This window comes from Sphingobacterium sp. BS-2, from assembly GCF_046161205.1.
In the GTDB taxonomy this organism is placed as follows: domain Bacteria; phylum Bacteroidota; class Bacteroidia; order Sphingobacteriales; family Sphingobacteriaceae; genus Sphingobacterium; species Sphingobacterium mizutaii.
This window is the reverse complement of sequence record NZ_JBIXGO010000019.1, coordinates 210,438-234,492: the sequence shown is the minus strand read 5'-3', so window position 1 is coordinate 234,492 and position 24,055 is coordinate 210,438. Positions and strand designations below refer to the sequence as shown.

The following is a 24,055-nucleotide window of genomic DNA, read 5'->3' as shown; positions in this document are numbered from 1 at the left end:
GCCATCAAGTATTAAAATAGGTGTCGATACGACCTCAGGTTTCTAAAACCAGAGGCTCCAGTGGATTAGGTATCAGGCAGGATAAAGGTTTCTTGCTTTCGTCTCATCGTTTATAAATTGATTATGAAACAAGATTAATTTGGGGACTATAACAAAGCATTAATAAAACATTAATGCCGGGGAATTAAAAAATAAGGCGCTGAAATTCAGCACCTTATTTTTTATTAATATTTTACTTTATACGATTTCCCGATAAGATCGGCTATAGGATTCATCGTATAATTGCTGATAAACTTGGGAAAAGTTCTCGAAACATTGGCGGGCTAGGCTGTGGTAACCTCGCTGCACCAGTGCTCTACATTTATAGACCATGGCCTCTTCATGGACCGAGTCGAAATGGAAGATTCTGTTGGCAATTTCAATAATGGTCTCGGAGTCTTTTTCAAAATCCAGACTCTTCATTAAGTTAGATAGCAAGCCGATAGCATGGATGGAGACCTCGTCTTTGATTCCGTCAAGCCATTCATAATCTGTATCGAACATGAACCCTCCTTTTTCCAAGATCTTGAGCAATTGCTCTATATCATCCTTAGCTAAGTTTTCAGATTTATTGAACAGATACATAAAGTCTGAGAAGTCGATATGGATGTTTTCAATGCTCTCTATGCTCCAATAGCCACTTTTTTTAGAGATTTTAACTTCGCCTACTTGTTCCAATAGGGCATTGATCTTGGCAATATTCACCGATCGGTTGTTGGTTGCACTGGAAGTGGACTTATCAGACCAGAAGATCTCCATTAGTTTCTCGGAGCTAACGCCCCTGCCTCGGTAAATAGTGTAAACGACAAACATGGTCAGCAATTCCTTCAATAAGGGCGAGAACTGTTTGGTGATTTCCTCGCCTTGCTGATCAAAGATCTGGATATCACCTCGGAAAAGATTGATGGTCGCTCCTTCGATCTTGCTGTTTTTTATGGCCGTTTCTTTTAGGATAGGAGCAGAAACTGGTCTTTCTTGCTGCTCTACGGATTCAATATTAGGGTTACTTTGGGCTATTGTTCTTTTTCTTTTAGCTTTCCAGATCCAAAATAGCAGCCCTAAACCCGCCAACGTTACTAATCCGCTAATCAAGATCCAGTTATTAGATTTCGATTGGGCACTTCCCTCTAAGATTTGATACGGGAGAGCGGGTGCCAAAAGGCTGTAAATCCGAACTCTGCTCTGACTCAATGCGCTATCATAGAACAGGGTGACAGCAACAAATCGATTGGAGGCTTTGGAGTAAAAGAAATCCGAAAATGATTTGATATCATGGAAATCAAAGGGGATGGTGCTACCCAACTCCTGGAAGTTCTTTCCGTCCTTGGACATGGACACCAGCTGTAAGAAAGACTTGAATTTATTCCTTGGAAACATCAAGCCATACATGGTATTGGTTGCTTCGTCGACGACCAATGAATTGGCCCATACGGCTTCTGGAAAAGGAAATTTGATTTCGCCAAGGGTCTTGAAAGTTTTGGAATCAATGTCCATCAGTACAAAATCGTTGGAGATCTTTGGATTCAACATCTGGTCTCCAGTGGTACTTCCATAGCCACCCAAGAGGTAGACGCCATCTCTATCCACCCCCATAGCCCCTAAATAATGCGGAAATAGAGGATCTCCGCCAAATGAAAGGCTATCCCAAGTATTGCTAGGGACGTGGTATTTATGGATGGAGCTTTTGTACCTGAAATGGCCGTATCCAGCCAGCATGTAAATACTGGAATCTTTTGCGGAGTAGAATTTGTTGAAGGACAGATAATGCGTTCCATGCGCAGGATGCTGGAAGGATTGCGTCCAAGATCTGGTCAGCGTGTCAAAAGCAGATACCACCTTTTGGTCGATGGAAATATTGAGGACTTTTCCTGAGCTCGGATCAAACAAGGATTGACTGCCATTGACCATGTAAAGGGGAGGATTCAGGTAAGGCCATGAGGTACTGACCGTAGCTCCCAGATTGGTTCGGACGAGGGAGTCTTCTGATACGATGTAGACACTTTCGTTCTTATGGTCAAAGGCTACGCTAGCCTGTCCGGAAACATAGAATTCATTCTCCAGTCTCCATTCTTGCCGTTGCCTTTTTATCCAAGAAGGATTTTTGGAAAAGGCTTCCTCCAATCCTTGATTATCTTTCGCCGTATTGCCGGTTATTTCATCTAGCTTCCAATGATGACAAAGCTTTTTATTGCAAGTTATCTGAACATCTTTGATCCGCATGGGCGGCAGGTCAGAACTCTGAAAGAATTTATAGTCATTGAATCCAAAAAGGAGTTTAAAGGCAGAACGGTCCTTTAGGTCCATTTGATGGGTGAAGCTGTTTTTTGCAGTTGAAAGGGTTAATTTGCCCTGCTCCTTATCCAGAACGATCTTGATCTTGTTCCATTGGTAGAAGAGATCGTTTTTTGGGATATCAAAATTGATATCGGTAAACTTATCTCCAACGACCAGCTTGAAATGCCTCCCATTATCTTGCCTGCGGTCATAGATCAGGTCAATATTTAATTTCTCATCCAATATGAGGCGGAAGATATATCCAAAGTAATCTTGTTGATACGGTTTAAACTGAAGGTCAAAGGTCAATTCGGTTTGCTTCGCAAGATCTATCGATTTTTCAGTGCCGATCAATAGGCTCGTTCTCTTATCCAGTTCCTTTTCATGGCTGGAAAATTCTAATCCATACTGTCCATAAGACTCTTGGCAGAATAGAATGAGGGCAAAAACATATATGGTAACAAGTATCTTAAAAAATAAACGTCTCACTATTAGAATTGGCTAGCTAGTACAGAAAAATGATTTAGCAAAATGTAATTTACTTCATATTCGCTGAATAGCAAAAGAGTTTTTAAGCAAAATTTTTAATTTCCTGGAAGAATTCCATTTTCAATGTTTAAAAATCATGGGATTAACCCATCGGTTCCCTGACTCAAATGTGTGTAAATGGCAACCTATTTCTCTGAAAAGAACAACTGTTTTACAGTTTATTTAAAATTTATTTCACTAATATTCAGCCGGTTAATGGTTACCAGAAATAAAGTCTACAAAATTAGTAGACTTTATTTGTAAATACTCTTTACATTTGTTTTGTAAAACAAGCTACAGTCACAATGGATAGAATAAAATCAACCTTCAAAAACCCAACAAAAAACAGAACCACTAATAGGCAGCAAAAGCTTAGTTTAGAAACAAAGCGAATGTGCTACGGCATTATCTTCCCCCAATAGGATAAAGCGGGGATTGAAAAACATTTCCGCTTATCCAATCTTTTAAAGCTCCTGCAGACCGGGAGTAATTATCAACCCTAATACTTACTTCATGATTTTAAAGAAAACTTTTAGCTTTCTAAGCCTTGCTATTGCCTTTTTTGTAAGCAATAACAACTCCATAGCACAAGAAATACCACAAGCGATCATCAACGCTACCCTGAGAGGAACCGTATTGGATTCCATTAGTGGCGAACCAATACCCGACGTCACCCTTCAATTAGATGGGGTAACTCACCAAGTCAAGACTGATGAAAATGGAGAATTCCATTTTATTACTGGGCAAAAACTTCCCTTTAAACTGATTATATCAAGGATCGGCTATCAAAAGAAACGAATATCAGTGAATCAATCTCCTGCAACCATCCTATTAAAACCCAGCTTAGAGAAGCTGGACCAGATCGTGGTGACGTCTAGGAGAAGGAAGGAACAGATCCAGGATATCCCGATCCCGATAACTACGATAAACGCAGCAACCATTGATGATGCGTCAGCATTCAATGTGAACCGGATCAAGGAATTGGCACCAAGCGTTCAGCTTTATGCGTCCAACGCTAGAAATACCACGCTTAATATCCGTGGTTTGGGCTCTACTTATGGCTTGACCAATGACGGAATTGATCCAGGAGTGGGCTTTTATTTAGATGGTGTTTATCTAGCGAGACCCGCGGCAACTTGGCTGGACTTTATTGATATCGAACAGGTCGAGGTGCTACGTGGTCCGCAAGGAACATTATTCGGGATGAACAGCACCTCGGGAGCCTTTAACGTAACATCAAGACCAGCTGAATTTACGCCTTCGGCGAACTTTGAACTAAGCTATGGAAACTATGGTTTCCTGCAAGGCAAAGCATCTTTGACGGGTCCAATTACTAATAAATTGGCTACCAGGATATCTTTCTCGGGAACCCAGCGCAACGGGACACTCTTTAATGTGAATAGCAATCGAGCGATCAACAACATGAATAATCTGGGCCTAAGAGCGCAATTGCTCTATAAGCCCAATGAGAAGATCAACATCAGCCTTGCTGCTGATAAAAGTATCCAAAAACCTGATGGGTACGGATGGGGAATAGCGGGAGTAGTGGAAACACAACGTGCTGATTATCGCCAATTCAATGCCATTATCAAAGATTTGGGTTATGAACAGCCTTATCAAAATGCCTTTGAAAGGAAGGTTGATCTAAACACGCAGTCCAAGGCGGATAATGAACTCGGAGGGATTTCCCTGAATGCAGATATCAAAATTGCCAATGGAACCCTGACTTCTACGACAGCTTGGCGTTATTGGAAGTGGGTTCCCCTGAATGACCGTGATTACCTTGGCCTTCCGGTATTTACCATTTCCGCGGGCAACTCCGCGCATGACCAATACTCCCAAGAGTTTCGTTATTCGGGTAAAATAAGGGAAAATATCGATTTGGTGGCGGGACTATTTGGGTTGTACCAAGATTTACGGACAGACCCTGTCCATACCGAAGAGGCTGGATCAGCACTTTGGCGATTTGCGCAGAACAGTAACAGTGATTTATGGAGTACACCAGGATTATTCGACAACTTTGGAATCAAGACCAAATATGGTATCAAAACAACCAGTCTAGCGGCATATACACAATTAGACTGGGCAATAACGGATAAGCTCCATATCCTTCCGGGCCTACGCTATAACTACGATAAGAAAGAGGCCAACTACGATCGACAGACTTATGGCGGCTTACAAACGGAAGATCCCGCCTTATTGGCCCTCAAAAAAACTGTATATACCAATCAATCCTTTGTTACTGATGCCTCCGCTGGCAATCTATCTGGACAGCTTTCCTTACAGTACAAGTGGAACAGGAATCTGAATGCCTTCGCAACCTATGCTATAAGTTACAAGCCGGTCGGGATAAATGTAGGCGGCTTGCCGACAGCCAATGGCGAGGTCCTACTGGACCTGGCAAGGGTAAAACCGGAAGCCGTAAACCATAAAGAAATAGGCTTGAAATCTAGTCCTAGCCGAAATTCCATCCTTAATCTAACCCTCTACCAAACCGATATCAAGGATTATCAAACATTGGTACAGACACCCGAACCAGGTGTAAACCGAGGGTATCTAGCGAATGCTGAAAAGGTCAGTGTGAAAGGGATAGAACTGGACGGGAGCCTGCGCGTAGGACATGTCCTACGAATTAATGCCGCAGCCGCATATACTGATGGAAAATATGTAAAATTCAGCAATGCGCCTGTGCCCTTGGAGGAGGTAGGAGGTCCTGAAGCCTTTAAAGATATCTCCGGAGGAAGATTGCCAGGTATCTCCAAATGGTCAGCATCATTGGGTGCTGAATTGAGTCAAAAAGGCAATTTGATCGGGCTAGAGGGCTCCTTCTTCTTAGGTTCAGATCTGTTTTATAGGTCGGAATTTTCATCAAGTCCATCGCCATCCCAATACTTGAACATTGACGGTTATGCCTTACTCAATGCCCGATTGGGCTTCAAAGCAGACAATGGGATCTCTTTGTCGGTCTGGAGCCGTAATCTAACGGACAAGAATTATTATGAACAGCTACTGGCTGCTCCAGGTAGCTATGGGCAATATGCCGGCATCATAGCTGACCCTAGAACTTATGGACTAACTATAAGGTACAATTTGAAAAGTTTCTCTAAATAAATAGGTTATCGTTTGGACCTAGCCTTCCCCAAAAGGCTAGGTTCTTTTTTTATTGCCCTTTGAAGCGAATGGTATAGTTACCATCAAAAGGATCGCCTTGCATCAAGCTCTCTCCAACGATCAATTTATAGCCTCCTTTTTTATCCAAGGTATATTGTATGTCCCTTCCAAACGGACCATCGCTATTGTTGTCAGGCAGGATTATCATATTAAAACGGATATTTCCCGGTTTGTCACTGTGCAATTCTGCATTGATCTGCTTGAAATCCTTACTATCGAAGCTAATGGTATCCGACACTTTCGAGATTTTATGTAAGCGGATGGAATCCCAACTTGACTTAAGTTCTATGGCCTTCTCCTGAAGATTGATTTGTGTGCTATCCGAGGTTTCAGGGACAGATTGGACGCTATCTATCGGTATATTTGCGGAATTGTTTTCTTGCTTAGGGCTATTGCAAGCGCTTAAAAATATAGCTACTGGGATAATATATAATATTGATTTCATTGGATATCGTATTATTGACTCACAGCATAGAACAACACAAACTATTCCAAGGTTTTAAAATAAAAAAAGAAGCCTCCAAAAAGTTGGAGACTCCCTTCAATCAATTAAACCTACTAACTAACGATCAAACCCTTTTACATCCATTTTTTCAATAGTTTGAAAATGGATTCTTTACCCTGATAGGGTGGATAGATCATTTTTGAAAAAGAAAACTTAGTTTGTTTCATTATTGCTCTTTCATGGGAAAAGGCCTTGAATCCGTAAAATCCATGACAGCTCCCTATCCCACTGTGGTTTACACCGCCAAATGGAAGGTTAGGATTGGAGACCTGGATCAGCACATCATTGATACAGACCGACCCAGAACTGCAACGCTTCAGCAGTTCATTACTAAAAGAACCGCTATCCGAGAATATGTACATTGCCAATGGTTTCGGCCTAGCATTGATGTGTTCCACCACCTCCTGTAGATCTGTATAGGGAATGACAGGTAACAACGGTCCAAATATCTCCTCCTCCATAATCTTGCTCCCTTGGTCAACATCTGTAATCAACACAGGTGATATCGACTGCTGATCTCCCCCACTAGCCTGCCATAGAATTTTGGCGTTCCGCTGCAAAGCATCATCCAAAAGCCCCTCAATTCGCTGCTGATGCCGGCTATTGATGATTTTCGCATAGCGGTTATAGTCAAGTTCACCATCTTGATAGAACAATTCCCGACAAGCCTCTTGGAAAGCAATGTTAAAACTTTCTATAGCCCCTTGCGGAATAAAGAGGTAGTCGGGGGCAATGCAGGTCTACCCGGCATTGATCAACTTACCCCAAGCAATTTTAAGGGCGGCTGCCTTTAGATCATAATCCTCCGCAATTATGACCGGCGACTTACCACCTAGTTCCAGCGTGACGCTCGAAAGATGCTCCGCCCCTGCCTTCATGACAATTTTACCAACCTCGGGATTCCCCGTAAAAAATATCTTGTTGAATGGTAGCTTTAATAATTCCGTTGCCAGTTCCTTTTCCCCCAATAGGCATTTCACTTCCTTCTCCGCAAAGGTCTCCTCTATTAAGTCTTTTATAACTTCAGAAGTTTTTGGACTATACTCCGATGGTTTCAGAATCACCGAACATCCTGCTGCAATCGCAGAAACCAATGGACTCATGCTCAGTTGGAAAGGATAATTCCAAGGAGAAATAATCAAAGAGGTACCCAAAGACTCGTATTGGATCCAATTTTTCGACAAAAAACTAGTAAATGTATAAGGCTTGCTTTTCTTCCGCATCCACGAAGGAAGATGCTTGATCGCATAATCAATTTCACTATAGATAAAATACACTTCCGTTAAAGCAGATTCATAGGCATTCTTTCGAAGATCTGCCTCCAGAGCTTCGAATATGCGGCTCTCAAACTTTAAGATATTAGCCTTCAACCGCCGTAACTTACCGATACGCACGCTCGCAGAACTCATACGAAGCTCCTGTTGATGTTCTTGCTGAACATCAAACAATTGTAGAATTGAATCATTCATTATTCTAATTCTTTATGCTGTTTTTTCTAATAGTTCTTGATTACAAATGCTTTATCCAATCTTTTATCAATTCCACCCCTTCGGTATGGATTATCGATCGAGCAAGTTCAGGCATAGCCGTCCCCGGTTCTGTACTGTTCATCCTATAATATAATATGGACTTGTCAGGAGATCCAGGCACGAGGTCAAAATCCAAGCCTCCTGCTCCAGCACCTGCCGAAACTGGTCCTTTATGGTGGCCCAATCGTACCGTATCTGTTTCCGTATATTCTAGGAACAACCCCGTATTGAAGGCATCACCCCCTCTACGGTGACAATGGCTACAGTTGATGTCCAAATAGGCCCTTGCACGCTGATCTAAGCTGAAATTTGCTTTATCCAACCAATTCGGCAAGGCTTGGATCTGCTGCAGATCGGGTAAATTTTCCAAGTGACCCTCCTTTGCTAGCCAAACCAATTGATTTTCGGTCTGACCTGCACGAGTAAAATTCATGTTCCTAGCTTTAGGACCTATAGGCAACAATTTGGAATCCTGGATATGGCATCGCTTACAATCATTGGTATTTGGCACCATATAATTGGTTTTGTGCAATTTCCCCTTATCATCCTTCAAACTGATCGGCAAGACTACACCGCGGATAAATTTCACCGCATCGTCCTGTTTCTCATCCCACAGGTAGTTCATTACCTTCCAATTATGGTCTAATGGGTCCTTGACCAATAGCCTCGTCTCGATCATTATCTTCTCATCATTGCTGTTGCGATAGGCAAAATTCTTGATGATGATGGTCGAATCCGGGAACTCCAATTCCTCATTGCCCACATACTTCATCTTGCTGCCTTCTGGCAAAACGATGAAACGATCTTTGATAGCATAATCCGAAAATAGTGCACTGCTCAGGTCATAAGAAATCAATTCAGGATTAGGATTTAACTCCGAAAGCTTTCCTTTGAAAAAGCCATAATCAGATAGCTTCTCCTTAAACTGGAATTCTTTATTGGTATTTTGCTGTTTCTTGCCTTGGTTTTGACATGCTTGAATCATGAAAACCAAGAACAAGAAACAACAAGATATTTTGATTAAGTTAGACATGCTTACTTACATTCAAAAGGTTGAACATTGCTGTTTGGCTTCCAATTCGCTGGATCTTTTACATTAGCAAAGTCCGCATTGACAAACATATTTTCACCCGGCTGATTGATACAAACCTGATCAGGGTTCGGTTCAGACCCTTGGGTCATGATATTACTGGTCACCCCATCATATAAAATCGCAGGGATCCTCTTGTTCTTCCTGTTAGGATCTATTCCGTTCATTTGCTGTTCCGTTGCAATGATCAACTGCCCAACCCGATGTTCGAATGCCGGTTTAGGGAATTCATTACCCATTGTAATGCTGTTGCCATGGATCTTGATATTGGTAGGGATCGGAGAGTATTTATCATTGATTTTTTCCGCTGCCTTATCATCCACGGTAAATCCAGAAGCGATGGTAATGGCCGAACTGTTATTATTGTTAATCTTATTATCATAGATCTCGACATCCGAAGTCGCCAAAATTATGACCCCGCTACCCGGCGAGGCATTTCCAACTCCCCAAGAGGTGCCAAAGCTGCCCGCTTTTGCAAAGTTCCTGAAGTTATTATCGTGGATATTATTGTTGTAAGCCTTGATCCTTCCGCCACGTTGCGACAGATCAGGCAGGTCGAACACCAAGAAACCAGCGGTATTGTCATAGAATTCATTGTTATAGACTTCGGCGTCCGTAGAGTTCTCGATCTCACAGCCAGCCACATTTTTAGCCGCCTTGCTGTTCCTTACGATAGCCCCTTTGGTCTGCCCCACATAGATTCCTGCATCCGACGCGCCTTCCGCATAGCAATTTTCAATGAGCACGTTGCTACATAGCACGGGATAGATGCCATAGCCACCACTAGTGGAATCTGCGGTACTCCAGATCGCATGCAATTCAGAAATCACGATATCCTTACCGTTGTTTATTTTCAACAGGTCTCCTTTAGAATCCCTGATTTCCATACCTTGAATCTTGAAGTTGGTCACATCCGTCACACGGATACCTTCCCCGCCTTGCTCCTGGTCCTTGAAGTTCAGTTTGGTTTTCGTCGGTCCAGCCCCACGGATCAGGACATTATTGACCTGCGCTATACTCAGGTTCTGGAACTTGTAGTTCCCTTCTTTCAGAAAGATCTCTGTACTGTCTTTTAGAGAAAGGAATGCTTCCTCAATTTTTTCTTCTTCCCCAGGGCCAAAACTCAATTGCGTTCCATAACCGCTGGATTTATCAGCCGTATTTTTACAGCCGACCAACAGGGCCAAACAGAAGATTGCAACTATTGAAATGCTTTTCATGTGATTTGTTTTTTTTGGTTAATCTTAAAAAATATTATAGGCATAGCTAACGTAATACATCGCTCCGATCCTCGGGTTAGCAATACCGGTCGAATAGTATTTGTTGGTAATATTGGTTCCTCCGATGCGGATTCCTGAACGTGCTTTCAGAATCTTATAACTGATCTGTGCATCGATGACGGTCGATGAAGGAACTTGGCCTTGGCCCAATCCTCCAGCGGCAACATAATGAAATCCCGGCTTATACCTTAAGGTAGTATTAAAAGACCAAACTTGTTTCTTTCCAAAGCCACTATTACCAAATTCCATGTTCACATGGTAATTCGGCGTGTTGAAATTATTGATCTGGCTATTGTTCTTATTCTTCAGGAAATCTGAGAAGTAGTTCACCTTCGTCAAGAAGTTCTTGCCCAGATCCACACTTACACTGGCCGCATAACCATAAGTATTTACTGTTTCACCACCATTGAAGGCCATATTATAAGTAATGTACTTGCTTTGGTCCTTGAAGGCATTCACATCATCCGTACCTGGGCTATTTGCCACATTCGCATAGCCGATAAAGTTTTCCCAAGTCGAGAAATAACCCAATACATCAAACATGACACGCTTAGCGATCAATGCCGCATAACCTACTTCGAATGAATTCACTGTTTGAGGCTTGATATCATCATACTCAAATCTCTTCAAGACAGATGGATCATTGGTCTGTTGGAATTCCTGTACACTCGCCAAGGTATATGGCGGGAATTCGTTGAAGTGATAATGATCATTCAACAACAGGTTCGAACCTCCAGAAGAGTAGCTGTTAAAACCGTTCATGGTATTCTGCAAGGCCTGTATATTTGAAGGGAAACTGTAGGCATTCTGATAAGATAACCTCAAGTAATTCTGATAGGCAGTCTGGAATACAGCAGATGCTCTAGAAGTCAATCTAGGCTTGCCAAAAAGGGTATTCTTATCCAAACGGAAAGAGGTGTTCAAGGTCAGACGATCCTCCACCAAACGCTTACCAAGGGATAGATATCCACTATATTCTTTCACATTGATTGGTTTGTCCAAATCAGGGAACAGGGTATTTTTAGAATTCAGGCTATATAACCTCCAGTTCACTCCAGCAATAACATCCATAAATGGGATCAATTTCCTGAAGTTATATTGGAATTCGGCGTTATACAGTTTCGAGCGGTCCAAGAAGAGTGTTCCACCTTCTGAGATCGGCGTTTGGGAAATCTGTTTCTTCAGCGCATTAAATCCTTCAGAACCTTCCAGCAATCTTCCTTGATCAGCAAATTGCCTGGCGGCAATATGTGCAGCCTGCATATCAGAACCCGTTGCCAATGCCGTAACCAAGGCCTCGGTATACTCTGGGTACCATCCGCCAACATTGCCATCATAACTTACCTTCCAGCCCTCATTGATCAACTGCGAGGTAGGACCAGCTATCAGTGTATTTCCTGAATTTTCACGGGTGGTATAAGCCCTAACGAACCAATCTTCACTTTTCAGCTCCAGTCGGTACTGCGCCACCTTGAAATCATTGATCTGATAACGGGTATCATTGGTATAAACGATATTACCCGTACCAAAGGTTCCTGATGCGATGGCTTCCAAATCGGAATTGATCTTATAGCGAAGCTCCGCATTCATCTTAAACATATTGGCATTATTGTCCAAATAGCCCCATTCCGGATATCCCGTCCTAGCCACATAATTTGGCTTCGCCAACATCGGCTCGATCAATGGAGCCAAATCTGGATTCCCCATCATAGCAGCATACAGGAAAGGATTGATATCCGTATTTGTAGCACTTCCGTACATATTCATACCATTGTAATTCGGATCCACGTCCGGACCACCCGGTCCATTCTTGTTCTGCATATCATTGGCTACCCAATCATTGGCCTTCGAATACTGCGCATTGATCTTGTAGGCAAATTTATCGTTGACCGTGTTGGCATAGCGGATGACCCAATCGTATACCGGCGATGCCGATACAGGATCATTGTTCTTTTTGCTGTTGACATGGTTCACCCCCTGGGTAACCAACACACTTAAACCTTTATATTTAAAAGGATCTTTCCCGGTCATGACCATGGTTCCGTTCAAACCCCTAGAACCATAGAGCGCAGAAGAAGCTCCCGATAATAACTCAATATTGTCTACATCCAATTGCGTAAGCCCGATAACCGAACCCAAAGGGAAGTTCAATCCCGGAGCCTGGTTATCCATTCCATCCACGATCTGCGTAAAGTTGGTATTACCACTGGTATTGAATCCCCTAGTCGTTACCGAGGTAAAACCCAAACTGGAAACAGTCACATCTACCCCACGTAAACCCTGCACCATATCCATATAGTTGATTTGGGGCGAGTTCTGCACATCCTTGGTACTGATCTGTTCGATCGTCACCGGCGAAGACAGCTTGGTCTGCACAGAGCGGCTAGCAGAGACCACCACTTCCTGTGCCAGCGTAGAAGTCGGGACGAGGTCAATCAAAACAGGGCTCTGATTGCTTTCGACTAGCACTTCCTGTTTTTCATAGCCGATGGAGGAGACCATCAAGGTAATGGGAAAGCCCTTGTTCAAGCGTAGTTGAAAGTGGCCTTTATCGTCAGTAAAAGTTCCTGCACGATCATCTTTGACGCGAATTGAAATAGCCGTTGCGGGCTCTTGGGTAATCTGGTTTTTGACAACACCTTGAACAATTTGTTGGGAAATTGCGGCAAAAGGTGCAAGGAAGCAAATCACCAAAATTAGGTAGGCAATTTTTCTCATGGTAAATTGGTTAGTTTATAATTCGTTACAATTACAAACAAGCTCCATAAAACTCTATTACCTGGGGGATCTGCTAAGTCTACTTTATTCCTTCAAATATTAAAGTCACGAGTGTTTTAATGTCTTTAAGGCTTTGAGTATAGTCTATATTGGTTTCTCTTTTGAGAATAGCTTGTTGTTCAACATTGTGCTTCAGGGCATCAGTGAAATTGATCAATACGGAAGCCACTTCCTTTGGATCTTTCATCCTGATCTTCTTTTCTTGAATGGCCTTTTCCAAAAGTGCCGTCAAGAATTCCTTTTCACGATGCATCAGGGCATCATACAGTTCAAAAAATCTAGGCAGAAGCTTGTTCAGGGTTTCTACCGATACCCGGTTCATATTCAACACCTGGGTGTAATAATTGAACCTGGACTCCAGATAGAATGCCACGCATTCCTCAATCTCGGTCTTCTGTGCTGTAGCTTCCTGTAGCGTTTGGATATATTTTTCACCTTCGCGCAAGGCGACCTCGATAAATATGTCCTCCTTCTTCTTGTAATAATAATATAACGATGTTTTATTCAGCCCAACGGCCTTTGCAATATCTTCTAAAGTGGTTTTATCTAAACCATAGCGTTCAAAACATTCCATCGCGGCCTGTTCGATCCGACTCTTTACCTGTTCTCTTTTATTCATCGCTTGACTAAAGTTAAATAATAGTTTTTCATTTTTCAAACATTTTGTTAAAATATTTGAAAAACTCGTTAGACACATCCGATTTTAAACAAAATTTCGCTTAAAGTTTTTAAAAATGCTCAAAAATCCACTGATTATCAAGGCTTATGCCTGATATTTAGAAACTATTATCCGGTAAATAATGGGGATACCTATTCTAATGCGAACTAGCTATATAGTGCCCGACCCTCTTTCCCGTAAAAATACAACCCCCTAGAAAGGTACCTTCCAATGAATTGTAACCATGCATTCCTCCGCCGCCAAAACCAGCAGCTTCTCCAACAGCAAATAAATTAGGAATACACTCGCCGGATTGATTAAATGCCTGTCCATTTAAATTCGTCTCAATTCCCCCTAGGGTTTTCCGGGTCAGGATGTTCAAGCGTACCGCAATCAAAGGGTAATGATTGGGGTCTAGTATTTTATGCGGCTTAGCCGTCCTCGCTATCTTATCCCCAAAATACCTGCGGGTGTTCTGAAGATAACTCACCTGAAAATCCTTGCTAAATTTATTGTCCAGTTCCAAGTCCCGCGCTTCAATAATCGCTCGCACCTCCTCCAAATGAAGCAAACCTTCTCCACTCAGGGCATTCATGCGTTCCACAAGATCTTCAATGGAATTGGACACGATAAAATCCTTTCCATGCTCTTTAAAGGCTTCCACCGGTGCAGTGGCTTTCTTCCCGAACAGCCTTTTCACGATCAATTTATAATCCTTATTGGTCAAGTCAGGGTTTTGTTCCGATCCTGAAAGGGCAAATTCCTTTTTGATGATGCTCTGGTTCAAAATAAACCAGGAATAGCTCTTTCCGGTATCTTGTATATGTTTAAGCGTGCCCAAGGTATCAAAACCGGGATAAAAAGGAGCCGGCAAGCGCTTACCATAGGCATCCAACCAAATGGAAGAAGGTCCCGGAAGAATCCGAATACCATGATTAGGCCATATCGGAGCCCAATTCTCCAGTCCTTCGGTATAATGCCACATCCGATCCTTATTGATCAATCGCACATTGGCCGCTTCAGCCGCCTGCAACATCTTCCCATCCACATAGGCAGGAACTCCACAGACCATCCTCTCCGGCGGAGTACCTAATCTCGGTGGCCACTGCTTTTTCACCATTTCCAAGTTCGCACCTATTCCGCCACTTGCGATCACCACGCTGTTTACCTCAAATTCAAAAGCACCAATGACTTCCCTATTGCTTTCCTTCCCTCTTTCCGAATCATCTTCCTTTAACTGATTCCCAAACACCTTAATCGAATCCTCAGATATTAGTTCCAAGCGATTTACCTGATGTCGGAATCTAAACTCCAGCAAGCCTTGTTTCTCCATGGCCAAGGCATGCTCTGCAAAAGGCTTCACCACGCCAGGCCCAGTTCCCCAAGTAATATGAAAGCGAGGCACTGAATTTCCATGGCCTTGTGCTTTACCATCGCCTCTTTCCGCCCAACCTACTATTGGAAAGAACCGCATCCCTAAACCTTTGACATAATCATACTTTTCCTGATGGGCAAACTTCAGGTAAGCTTCTGCCCATTGCCTTGGCCAATGGTCCTCAGGCCTGTCAAATGCTGCACTCCCCATCCAATCTTGCCTTGCCAATGCAAAGGAATCCTTTACCGACAGCCTTCTTTGTTCCGGAGAATCGATAAAAAACAGACCACCAAAAGACCAGAATGCTTGACCGCCCAAGTTATTCCGGTTCTCTTGATCCAACATAATGACCTTTTTACCGGATTTTGTGATTTCATAGGCAGCAACCAAACCCGATAGGCCAGTTCCAATGATTAGGGTAGTGGATTGGCTCATAATTGATTTTTTTTAAGAAAGATAGGAAAAATAATCCTTAGATATTTAAGCCTCAAACCAGAACAATGGGCTTTTTTAAGGATAAATCAGTAGCATCTTGATGGGTATCTTTCAATTTCAAGTCGCATAATCATGAGAAATTCAGGCGTTTCAGTTCACTCTTACCAATAATTATATAATGTTCCACGGAAAACATTTAGTTTACAACAAGCGAAACACATGGATATAGTTCGAGCATAAGCAAGCAACCCATACTAGCTTTTTCCTAATTACATGTTGGGGATATAACTTTCCGCTCGGACCTTATTTTACCCATATTCGGGAATCATCTCAGCACAGCCGAAATGTTCCGATCCATTGGGGGATAAAATTCGACCATTTCCCGAATGTGTCTCGAATATGTCTCGAATATGTCTCGAATAAAACCTCTATAAATTCAAGAGTTTATTACCCAAAAATATACCCATATCAAGAGGCAAAAACAGTCGAAAATAGCAAAAGCCCGACTGTTCAAAAACAGCCAGGCTTTTCCGCGAGCATTGATGAAACTTAATTAATTAACTGACATTATAACTATATCCGGCAACCCAATCGACAATCAGCCTACCCGAGGCTCCATTACTTTTGGGTTTGGAATCGGTTTGCAAAATAGGTACAGAGTGGAAACAGGTATAGGTTGGGTTTTCCTCATTTGATTTTCCGCATTTGTCACCAAAGTCCCAAGATAAGGAGCTGTAATTTTGGGATTCATTCTTGAAGTGGACCGAAAGCTTGGCTTCTTTATCAACTTCAAATGAAAAATTAGCTTTGGGCATTTTTACTTCCTCCACATCTTCGCCCCTGTTGTTACACGAATAGAAGATGAGTAGACAGGTCATAATAAAGCAGGCCTTCCGCACAAAATTGTTTGCTCTTTTCATTGTTTTCTTATAATGGTTATTAAATTCTTTGGAATCCCCTTTGGATATCCAAATTGAGCTAAATCAGGCTGGAATCTTTTGCTGAATGCGTTTTTCTTTTTGCTTGATTTGATATTCTATCCGAAAATATTTCCAGTTAATGGAAAATATAAAAAGGCAAATTTTATCAGCACACAGCCTAAAAAAGAACAAAATCAACAAAATATTTAATTCTTTATTTAAAACATTTATTATTAAATAATTTTTAATTTCATTATTTTTAAGTGGGCCATCCTAATTCATAGTGAAAAAAAATGTACAAGTTTCTTACATATTTTTCGATCCTATGTCTTTGTAGTTTTTGTGTATCAACCGTTAGTTCGCAAATCAGGACAAGGATAAAATTTAACCACCTGAGTAATGAGGATGGTCTATCCAGTAGCAGCATACAAGCTATCATACAGGATAAAGAAGGTTTTATTTGGTTTGGTACCGAAGATGGCCTGAATCGATATGATGGGTACCAATTCCGCGTTTACAAAAACAATTACCAAGATTCGCATAGTCTGAGCGACAACTTTATCAATGGCCTGTTCATTGATGGACAAGATAGGTTTTGGATCTCCAGTTCCAATGGCCTCAACCTTTATGATCCCCTAAAGGACAACTTCTTGACCTATTATTTTAATGCCACAGAGGTCGGCAACAACATCTATGGTCTTGTTGAAGATCAGGCTGGAAACCTATGGGTATCCAGCAATGAGGGGCTTTTTACACATTCCAAAAAGGAAAATAAGTTCAAGCGGTATATCCCTCAAAATCCTGTGATGCAGAATTGCCCAAAGAACGAATTTGGAATTCTATTCGTGGATAAACAAAATAGGCTCTGGATAAGCAAACAGCAGCATGGCCTATTCCTTAAAAACTCCAATGGAAGCATCGAAAACGTGGAGAAGACCTACCCCTTACTGAGCTCAATAAGGGATGCCCAAGTAATTCGGCAAGACCAAAAGGGCAATATCTGGATAGGTACGGCTGGACTAGGTTTATTCAAAGTGCATTTCGACAGTCATGAAGTATCACGCTATGAGCATAATCCATTGGATAACAAGAGCCTTTCGAGCAATGTGGTCAAAAGCCTGGAGTTTGACCAGCAAGGGCAAGTGTGGATCGGTACGGAAAACGGAGGCTTAAACCTTTATCATGATAAAGAAGATTGTTTCCATCGGTATGATAACCAGCCCAACAATCCAAGCGGCATATCGCAAAAAACCATCTCCTCCATTTTTGAGGATCGACAAGGAAATATCTGGTTAGGGACACATCGATCTGGTATCAACTATTTCAATCCCTTGATGGACAATTTCCAGTTTTATGGGGATGGTATTCCGTTTCGAGACTTGAGCTATAGAGATGTCAAGACTTTTTACGAGGATTCTGACGGAACCATTCTCATCGGCACCGATGGAGCAGGATTAAATAGCTGGAATCGGAAAACCGACCGATTCAGTTATTTCAAACACAGTCCGACGGATGAAAAGAGCATTGGTTCCGATGCTGTCCTGCATATCATGAAAGATCGGAAGGGCAATATTTGGGTCAGTACTTGGGGTGCTGGTTTGAACCTTTTTGATCGGAAGAGCGATACATTCAAAAGGTTTGTACATGATGACAAAAGACCCCAATCCATTAGTTCAAATTACGTCTGGAGGGTATTTGAAGATAGCAAAGGAAACCTATGGGTCGCAACCTCCTATGCTGGACTCAATCTCTTTGATCCTAAAAAGAATAGCTTCCAAAAGGTAAATTGGAGGAACAAAAATGACCCAAGAATAGCCATGGGACGAAGCTATTACAGCATAGAGGAAGATACAGAGGGAAAATTATGGCTTGGGGCCGATGCTGGAATTCTCCATGTCTATGACCCCAATACCAAGGACCTAAAGGAATATAATTTCTCCGAAATCCCAAATTACCCCAGCTCTACCAATGCAGTGCGGGTTATTTTCAAGGATTCACAAAACAAGCTGTGGATTGGCCAAGAAGGATTGTTCCAATATGAAAAGGCCCAGGATCGGATAGTGCCTATATTTAAAGAATCGAACTTAAGGGATGAAGCGATTCAGGGGATCTTGGAGGATGATCGCGGCAATCTATGGATCAGCAGCAAAAACGGACTGTACCGCTACCATCTGCAAAGCCGGGATATCAAGCAATTTAATCTAAACGATGGCCTACAGGGCATGGAATTTGGACCCAATACTTGCCTGAAGACAGCCGACGGGGAATTGCTTTTCGGTGGTTACAATGGGTTCAATGTTCTGGATCCGCATCATATAGAGACCAACCTGGTTGCTCCAGAGATCTATTTTACTGATTTCCAGATTTCGCATAAGAGCCAAAAACCTAATCAGGAACATTCGCCACTGACCCAGCAAATTGGGGCAACCGAAGAGATCATCTTAGCCTATGATCAAGCAAATTTCACGATAGCCTATACGGCATTGAACTTTATAGCAAGTCCTAAAAATCAATTTGCTTATAAGATGGTTGGGCTGGACAAGGATTGGAATTATGTCAAAGACATGAGGTCGGTAACCTATACAAACCTCAGTCAGGGCGATTACATATTTAAAGTCAAGGCCTCTAATAATGATGGGCTGTGGAACGAAACGGGAAAGAGCATCAAGATCAGCATCCTGCCGCCTTTTTGGCAACGCTGGTGGTTCAGGGCCATGCTAATCTGCCTGACTTTGGGCATTGCCGCTTTCTATCTGAATATGTACCGCAACTTGGAAATCCGTAAGATCAAACTCTTGCAACAGGATGAGATCCATGAGGTACAATCGCAGTTTTTTACCAATATTTCACATGAATTCAGATCACCCCTGACCCTGATCATGGGTGCCCTAGAAAACATAAGAAGCAACCAACATGTCGAAAAAAGCCATCGATTGATGGAAAAGAATGCCGAACGACTTTCGGGCTTGATCAATGAGGTCATGGATTTCCAAAAGATTGAAAGCGGATTACGGACCTTACAGGTGAGCTTGTGCAATATGAACAGCTTGCTGGGCGATATTGCGGAAGACTTTACGGAAATGGCTCAGCAGCGGAACATGAAGCTACAGGTCGACCTGCCCAAGATCCAGAAAATGGCCTATTGCGACCGAAAGGTAATCGAAAAAATAGTGCTCAATCTGCTGAATAATGCCTTTAAGTTTTCACCTGACCACAGTACGGTAACGATTTCATTATTGAGCAGCCTCAGGTATCATGTTACGGAGTTAGAGCCGCTCTTACAGATTGGCAAAGCATTGCCCAATGTGCATTACTGCCATATCCTGGTTGCCGATCAAGGTATTGGCATCCATAAAGAGGCCTCAAAAAGATTGTTTGAGCGCTTTTATAGGATCTCCAAGGAGCACATGGGCTCGGGAATAGGGCTAGCCTTTGTAAAGAGCTTGGTGAGCCATCATCGTGGATATATACAGGTCTTTAGCCAAAAAGAGGTAGGCACGGAGGTCATTGTGAGCATTCCCTATAGACGTTCAGATTATGCAGAAGAAGAGATTACATTTGAGGAAATGCCAAAAGAAAGTAGCCCGGTACAGGGGCTGGACATTAAAGAAGTACCTGCGAGCCTTTATGTTAACGATAATCAAAACCATGATCCCAATTCAGAAAAGATCCTCCTGGTTGATGATGACCATGAGCTAAGGGCTTTTGTCCGCGAAAACCTAGAGCAGGACTACGACATCATGGAAGCAGAAAATGGCGAACAGGCTTTGGAACTCTTGAAGGAACAGTTGCCAGACTTGATCATCAGTGACCTGATGATGCCCAGAATGGATGGGATGGAATTATGCCAAACGCTCCAGGGAAGCCCAGCACATAGTCATATCCCGATTATCATGCTAACGGCAAAAGAAGAGACCACAACCAAGTTGGAAGGGCTCGCTCATGGAGCCAGTGTGTATCTAACAAAACCATTCAGCATGCAGTTGCTCCGATTGACCATTGTCAATCTGTTTAAGCTAGGGAAGAACCAAAAGGAAAGGCATATCCAAGATTTTCAACGATCTGCTGTTTCCATGGTTCAGCAAAAGCGGGATGAGGTATTTATCCATAACCTGATGGAAATTATGGAAAGGCATTTGGACGATCCCAACCTGAAGGTGGAAGTTTTGAGTCGGGAAATGGGAATGAGCCAGTCAAAATTCTATAAAAAGATCAAGGAAATCACTGGGTATAATATATCTGAATATGTGCGCAAGACCCGAATGGCACGAGCTAGGCAGATTCTATTGAGTGAGGATACAACCATTACTCAGGTGATGTACAGGGTGGGTATATCTTCGTCTTCTTATTTTACATCTGCCTTTAAGAAAGAGTTTGGGGAGACACCTTCGGAGTATATGAAGGGGGTTAGGAGGTAAGTTACGCTGGCAAGAGTGTAGGGTACACTATGATTAAAAATTGGAATTCGTTTGTTTTTTATTTGTTCAAGCCGGAACATTACATATAAAGCTTTTTCCTAAAATCATCTAGACTAATTTTGGTGGTTTTATCAGATTTAGCCTCAATGATTGCCTTTTCTGTTTCTTTATTATAACGTGATCCTTTGATCTCAACAAATGGAAGTGTTTTCAGATACTCATAAAATACCTTTGCTTGCTTACTTCGCTTATCTATTTTTATTGTAATTTCCATTTCAAACCAATTAATGAGGCACTCCTCTAATTTACTAAAAAACAAGATTGTTCTTTATCGAATAGCCGCATAAGGGAAAAATTTCACCAATACAATCATGCCATCTGTTTAAAGAGATTGTATGGAGAATAATCCTCTAATAAAATACTCTTCACTAGTACATCCCCTTTTAAGCAATTAGAAGCGATCCAAAACCGAATGAAGTAATAAAAATTTTACAAATCCTAAATTACTGAAGCTTAATTGCTTAACAGCAGCATGTAGTGTTTTTGTCTGTATGTTTTTGGTTTAAATATCGCTACAAGTCCCAAACTGTAGTGACAAAGTAGGGTCTAGATTTTACTCTCGCATAAAAGTTTTGTTGGAACTTTAATAATGGATTTTCCTATCTCGAAATTTTAATCCGTCTTGGGGAATTTGGGCGGCATGAATCAGGGATTCTGATTAACCAATGCTAAAGAAAATCACAATTAAACTATAAACCAAATTTATTATGAGAATCTTTCAAATTAAATGGACAAAGAGCATCCCCTGGGCCATGTCCCTCTTTACATTGCTCGGCATTGTTTCCTGCGAAAAGGAAACTACAATTACAGAGAACCAAACCGAAGAGTTCAAGACGTCTGCACGTGCGGCTAGCTACAGCTTGGTTTGGTCTGATGAGTTCAATTACACTGGACAACCTAACAGTCAAAAATGGAGCCATGTCATTTGGAATCCAGGACAAGTAAACAATGAAAAACAAGCTTATACCAATCGGCTTGAAAACACACGTGTAGAAAATGGGAACCTGATCATCGAAGCAAGACGGGATTGGGCCAATGGACATGAATACACATCAGGTCGGTTAAATTCTAAGGCTGGCTGGACTTACGGCAGAATGGAAGCTCGCATTAAGATTCCTTCAGGTTGGGGGACTTGGCCAGCTTTTTGGCTTTATCCTAATGATGAAACCAAATACGGCTGGAACAATACCACCAACTATTGGTGGCCAAACTGTGGCGAGATCGATATTTTAGAGCATGTCGGCAAAGACCAGAACAATATACACGGTTCAGTCCATAGCAGGGATTATTATTTCAGGATCGGAAACCAACGCACCGGAAAAACCTATGTGGGTGATGCGACCTCGAATTACCATGTATATGCGGTGGAATGGTCTCCAGACCGCATCGACTTTTTTGTCGACAACAATAAATATTATACCGTCCATAACGACTATTCCGGTTGGGGTTCATGGCCATTTAACCATGATTTTCATATCATCTTAAACCTAGCTGTAGGTGGGGATTGGGGTGGAGATCCTGATCCTAATATTTGGCCTAGAAGAATGGAAGTAGATTATGTCCGTGTCTTTAAGATGGATAATGCTTCATCACCGGTGGGTCGCACCATTACCCTGAAAGGGAGCAATAATCAGTTTGTTAGTGGACAAGACGGAAAAAACCCTGTTATGTGCAACAGACCAAATGCACAAGCTTGGGAGCAATTTACAGTGGTGGATGCTGGAAATGGGAAGGTTGCTCTACGCAGCATGAACAAGTACCTCTCTTCCGAAAATGGGCTTAATCCGATTACCTGTAGCCGAGAGAACATCGGGGAGTGGGAGAAATTCACTTGGGAGGTCATGCCTGATGGTAAAGTGGCACTGAAAGGAAATAACGGAAAATATGTCTCTTCAGAAGACGGATTAAAAGCAATGACCTGCCAACGGGATTTTCCGCAAGCATGGGAAACTTTCACATACAATTAGTTATCATTAATAAATTCCCAAAGAAACCAGTGGTCCTGTGGATCACTGGTGTTTTTGTTAACCTGAAATATGTTCAATTACAGAAATATTTTCATTGCTTTTTCCTGTACATGGTTCATGATACCTTCTTTGGCTTTTAGCCAGACTAATGATCGGTTGATTTTTGTGGGCAAAACCGGATTTAGGTTTGAAAAAACCGATTGGTCCATTGCAGAGAATTTAGAAGGGGGCAGTCCGAATATCAGATCAGAGTTGAAGTGGACTGATTTGGTTATTGCTGACTTTACCATTGCTTCTCGATATAAATTTACGCCCGATCTTTCCTTAGAAGTTGCTGGAAGTCTTGGAAGAACCTTGAGCGGAAATGTTTCAGACATCGATTATTTAGGAGATAATCGAACAAACCCTTCCTATCAACTCCAAATAAAGAATAAAAAAGGATCTGACCATTCCTTTTACGCACATGTAGCCTACGCTTTTCATCCGAGTAAAACCTTTGATATCCTGCCTTTGCTTGGATACAAGCTTTCTTCGCATACCTATTGGTTGTCTGATGAAGCGATTGAGCAAGGGGGGATGAAGCTAAACAGCTCGTATAAGACCAATTGGAAAGGGCCATATGCCGGTGTGAACTTAATTTATAGGCCATTGGAAAGATTAAGTATCCAGACAAATGTTCAATACCATCAGATAGACTATGACGCAGAAGGAAATTGGAACTTGATGATGCAATTTGCCCATCCAAAGAGCTTCGAGCATTCCGCCAAGGGCTATCAGATATATGGATCAATCGTGCCAATTTGGACGATCAATAAAAATATAAGTTTGTTAATGGACCTAGGCTACCATTATGCCCATACCGGGGATGGTAATGATTTGGCCTTTATGGCCGATGGAACCCAAGGCTATACAAGGTTGAATGCGGTAACTCGAAGTTATTGGCAAGGAAGAATAGGTGTAATATTTAACTTCCTTGAAATTTAAAAAGCCCTTTAATCAAGCAAAATTATCCTTCGATATGCTTTGTA

13 protein-coding genes and 1 pseudogene are annotated in these 24,055 nt (G+C 42.0%); 4 read left to right on the top strand and 10 right to left on the bottom strand.

Annotated elements, in window-relative coordinates:
* Window positions 1-237: 237 nt before the first annotated feature.
* Entirely contained in the window at window positions 238-2,802 is a 2,565-nt protein-coding gene (locus tag ACK2WI_RS12905) for a hypothetical protein (protein ID WP_409151226.1), read from the bottom strand.
* Between the two features lie 552 nt (window positions 2,803-3,354).
* Between ACK2WI_RS12905 and ACK2WI_RS12900 the strand changes: the two genes are divergently transcribed.
* Window positions 3,355-5,952, top strand: a complete 2,598-nt coding sequence (locus ACK2WI_RS12900; RefSeq protein ID WP_409151224.1) for a TonB-dependent receptor — start codon at window positions 3,355-3,357, stop codon at window positions 5,950-5,952.
* 49 nt (window positions 5,953-6,001) lie between these two features.
* Here ACK2WI_RS12900 and ACK2WI_RS12895 read toward each other — a convergent pair whose 3' ends face one another.
* The 8 genes and pseudogenes from ACK2WI_RS12895 to ACK2WI_RS12860 form a co-directional block, all read right to left on the bottom strand.
* The gene (locus ACK2WI_RS12895) at window positions 6,002-6,457 is read right to left on the bottom strand and encodes a hypothetical protein (RefSeq protein ID WP_409151222.1); all 456 of its coding nucleotides are present in this window, start codon (window positions 6,455-6,457) and stop codon (window positions 6,002-6,004) included.
* A 134-nt stretch (window positions 6,458-6,591) separates the two neighbouring features.
* Window positions 6,592-7,986 (bottom strand): annotated as a pseudogene (locus tag ACK2WI_RS12890) (aldehyde dehydrogenase family protein).
* 40 nt (window positions 7,987-8,026) lie between these two features.
* Window positions 8,027-9,079 carry an SO2930 family diheme c-type cytochrome gene (locus tag ACK2WI_RS12885; RefSeq protein WP_409151220.1) on the bottom strand — a complete coding sequence of 351 codons (1,053 nt, stop codon included), beginning with the start codon at window positions 9,077-9,079 and terminating at the stop codon, window positions 8,027-8,029.
* Window positions 9,080-9,081: 2 nt separating this feature from the next.
* Complete coding sequence (locus ACK2WI_RS12880) at window positions 9,082-10,356, bottom strand: parallel beta-helix domain-containing protein (RefSeq protein ID WP_409151218.1); 1,275 nt, start codon at window positions 10,354-10,356, stop codon at window positions 9,082-9,084.
* 24 nt (window positions 10,357-10,380) lie between these two features.
* On the bottom strand, window positions 10,381-13,134 hold the full coding sequence (locus ACK2WI_RS12875) for a TonB-dependent receptor (RefSeq protein ID WP_409151216.1): 2,754 nt from the start codon (window positions 13,132-13,134) through the stop codon (window positions 10,381-10,383).
* A 79-nt stretch (window positions 13,135-13,213) separates the two neighbouring features.
* Window positions 13,214-13,813: a TetR/AcrR family transcriptional regulator gene (locus ACK2WI_RS12870; RefSeq protein ID WP_409151215.1), complete on the bottom strand. Its 600-nt coding sequence runs from the start codon at window positions 13,811-13,813 to the stop codon at window positions 13,214-13,216.
* 196 nt (window positions 13,814-14,009) lie between these two features.
* Entirely contained in the window at window positions 14,010-15,662 is a 1,653-nt protein-coding gene (locus ACK2WI_RS12865) for an FAD-binding dehydrogenase (protein ID WP_409151213.1), read from the bottom strand.
* 557 nt (window positions 15,663-16,219) lie between these two features.
* Window positions 16,220-16,582, bottom strand: a complete 363-nt coding sequence (locus ACK2WI_RS12860; protein WP_409151211.1) for a PKD domain-containing protein — start codon at window positions 16,580-16,582, stop codon at window positions 16,220-16,222.
* 293 nt (window positions 16,583-16,875) lie between these two features.
* Here ACK2WI_RS12860 and ACK2WI_RS12855 point away from each other — a divergent pair, with 293 nt between their 5' ends.
* Complete coding sequence (locus tag ACK2WI_RS12855) at window positions 16,876-21,000, top strand: two-component regulator propeller domain-containing protein (protein WP_409151209.1); 4,125 nt, start codon at window positions 16,876-16,878, stop codon at window positions 20,998-21,000.
* A gap of 79 nt (window positions 21,001-21,079) precedes the next feature.
* On the opposite strand, the gene ACK2WI_RS12850 is transcribed toward ACK2WI_RS12855, so the two are convergent.
* Complete coding sequence (locus tag ACK2WI_RS12850; protein ID WP_409151208.1) at window positions 21,080-21,274, bottom strand: hypothetical protein; 195 nt, start codon at window positions 21,272-21,274, stop codon at window positions 21,080-21,082.
* Window positions 21,275-21,767: 493 nt separating this feature from the next.
* Here ACK2WI_RS12850 and ACK2WI_RS12845 point away from each other — a divergent pair, with 493 nt between their 5' ends.
* Together ACK2WI_RS12845 and ACK2WI_RS12840 are read left to right on the top strand one after the other, a co-directional pair.
* Window positions 21,768-23,027 carry a family 16 glycosylhydrolase gene (locus ACK2WI_RS12845; protein WP_409151206.1) on the top strand — a complete coding sequence of 420 codons (1,260 nt, stop codon included), beginning with the start codon at window positions 21,768-21,770 and terminating at the stop codon, window positions 23,025-23,027.
* Window positions 23,028-23,096: 69 nt separating this feature from the next.
* Window positions 23,097-24,011 (top strand): hypothetical protein, encoded by a 915-nt coding sequence (locus tag ACK2WI_RS12840; protein ID WP_409151204.1) that lies wholly within the window; start codon window positions 23,097-23,099, stop codon window positions 24,009-24,011.
* The last annotated feature ends 44 nt before the right edge of the window (window positions 24,012-24,055 follow it).

What these genes read in the sequence shown, in the direction of transcription:
- ACK2WI_RS12900 (WP_409151224.1), top strand. Translation starts at nt 3,355, where the DNA reads ATGATTTTAAAGAAAACTTTTAGCTTTCTAAGCCTTGCTATTGCCTTT.
- ACK2WI_RS12895 (WP_409151222.1), bottom strand. Translation starts at nt 6,457, where the DNA reads ATGAAATCAATATTATATATTATCCCAGTAGCTATATTTTTAAGCGCT.
- ACK2WI_RS12885 (WP_409151220.1), bottom strand. Translation starts at nt 9,079, where the DNA reads ATGTCTAACTTAATCAAAATATCTTGTTGTTTCTTGTTCTTGGTTTTC.
- ACK2WI_RS12880 (WP_409151218.1), bottom strand. Translation starts at nt 10,356, where the DNA reads ATGAAAAGCATTTCAATAGTTGCAATCTTCTGTTTGGCCCTGTTGGTC.
- ACK2WI_RS12875 (WP_409151216.1), bottom strand. Translation starts at nt 13,134, where the DNA reads ATGAGAAAAATTGCCTACCTAATTTTGGTGATTTGCTTCCTTGCACCT.
- ACK2WI_RS12870 (WP_409151215.1), bottom strand. Translation starts at nt 13,813, where the DNA reads ATGAATAAAAGAGAACAGGTAAAGAGTCGGATCGAACAGGCCGCGATG.
- ACK2WI_RS12865 (WP_409151213.1), bottom strand. Translation starts at nt 15,662, where the DNA reads ATGAGCCAATCCACTACCCTAATCATTGGAACTGGCCTATCGGGTTTG.
- ACK2WI_RS12860 (WP_409151211.1), bottom strand. Translation starts at nt 16,582, where the DNA reads ATGAAAAGAGCAAACAATTTTGTGCGGAAGGCCTGCTTTATTATGACC.
- ACK2WI_RS12855 (WP_409151209.1), top strand. Translation starts at nt 16,876, where the DNA reads ATGTACAAGTTTCTTACATATTTTTCGATCCTATGTCTTTGTAGTTTT.
- ACK2WI_RS12850 (WP_409151208.1), bottom strand. Translation starts at nt 21,274, where the DNA reads ATGGAAATTACAATAAAAATAGATAAGCGAAGTAAGCAAGCAAAGGTA.
- ACK2WI_RS12845 (WP_409151206.1), top strand. Translation starts at nt 21,768, where the DNA reads ATGAGAATCTTTCAAATTAAATGGACAAAGAGCATCCCCTGGGCCATG.
- ACK2WI_RS12840 (WP_409151204.1), top strand. Translation starts at nt 23,097, where the DNA reads ATGTTCAATTACAGAAATATTTTCATTGCTTTTTCCTGTACATGGTTC.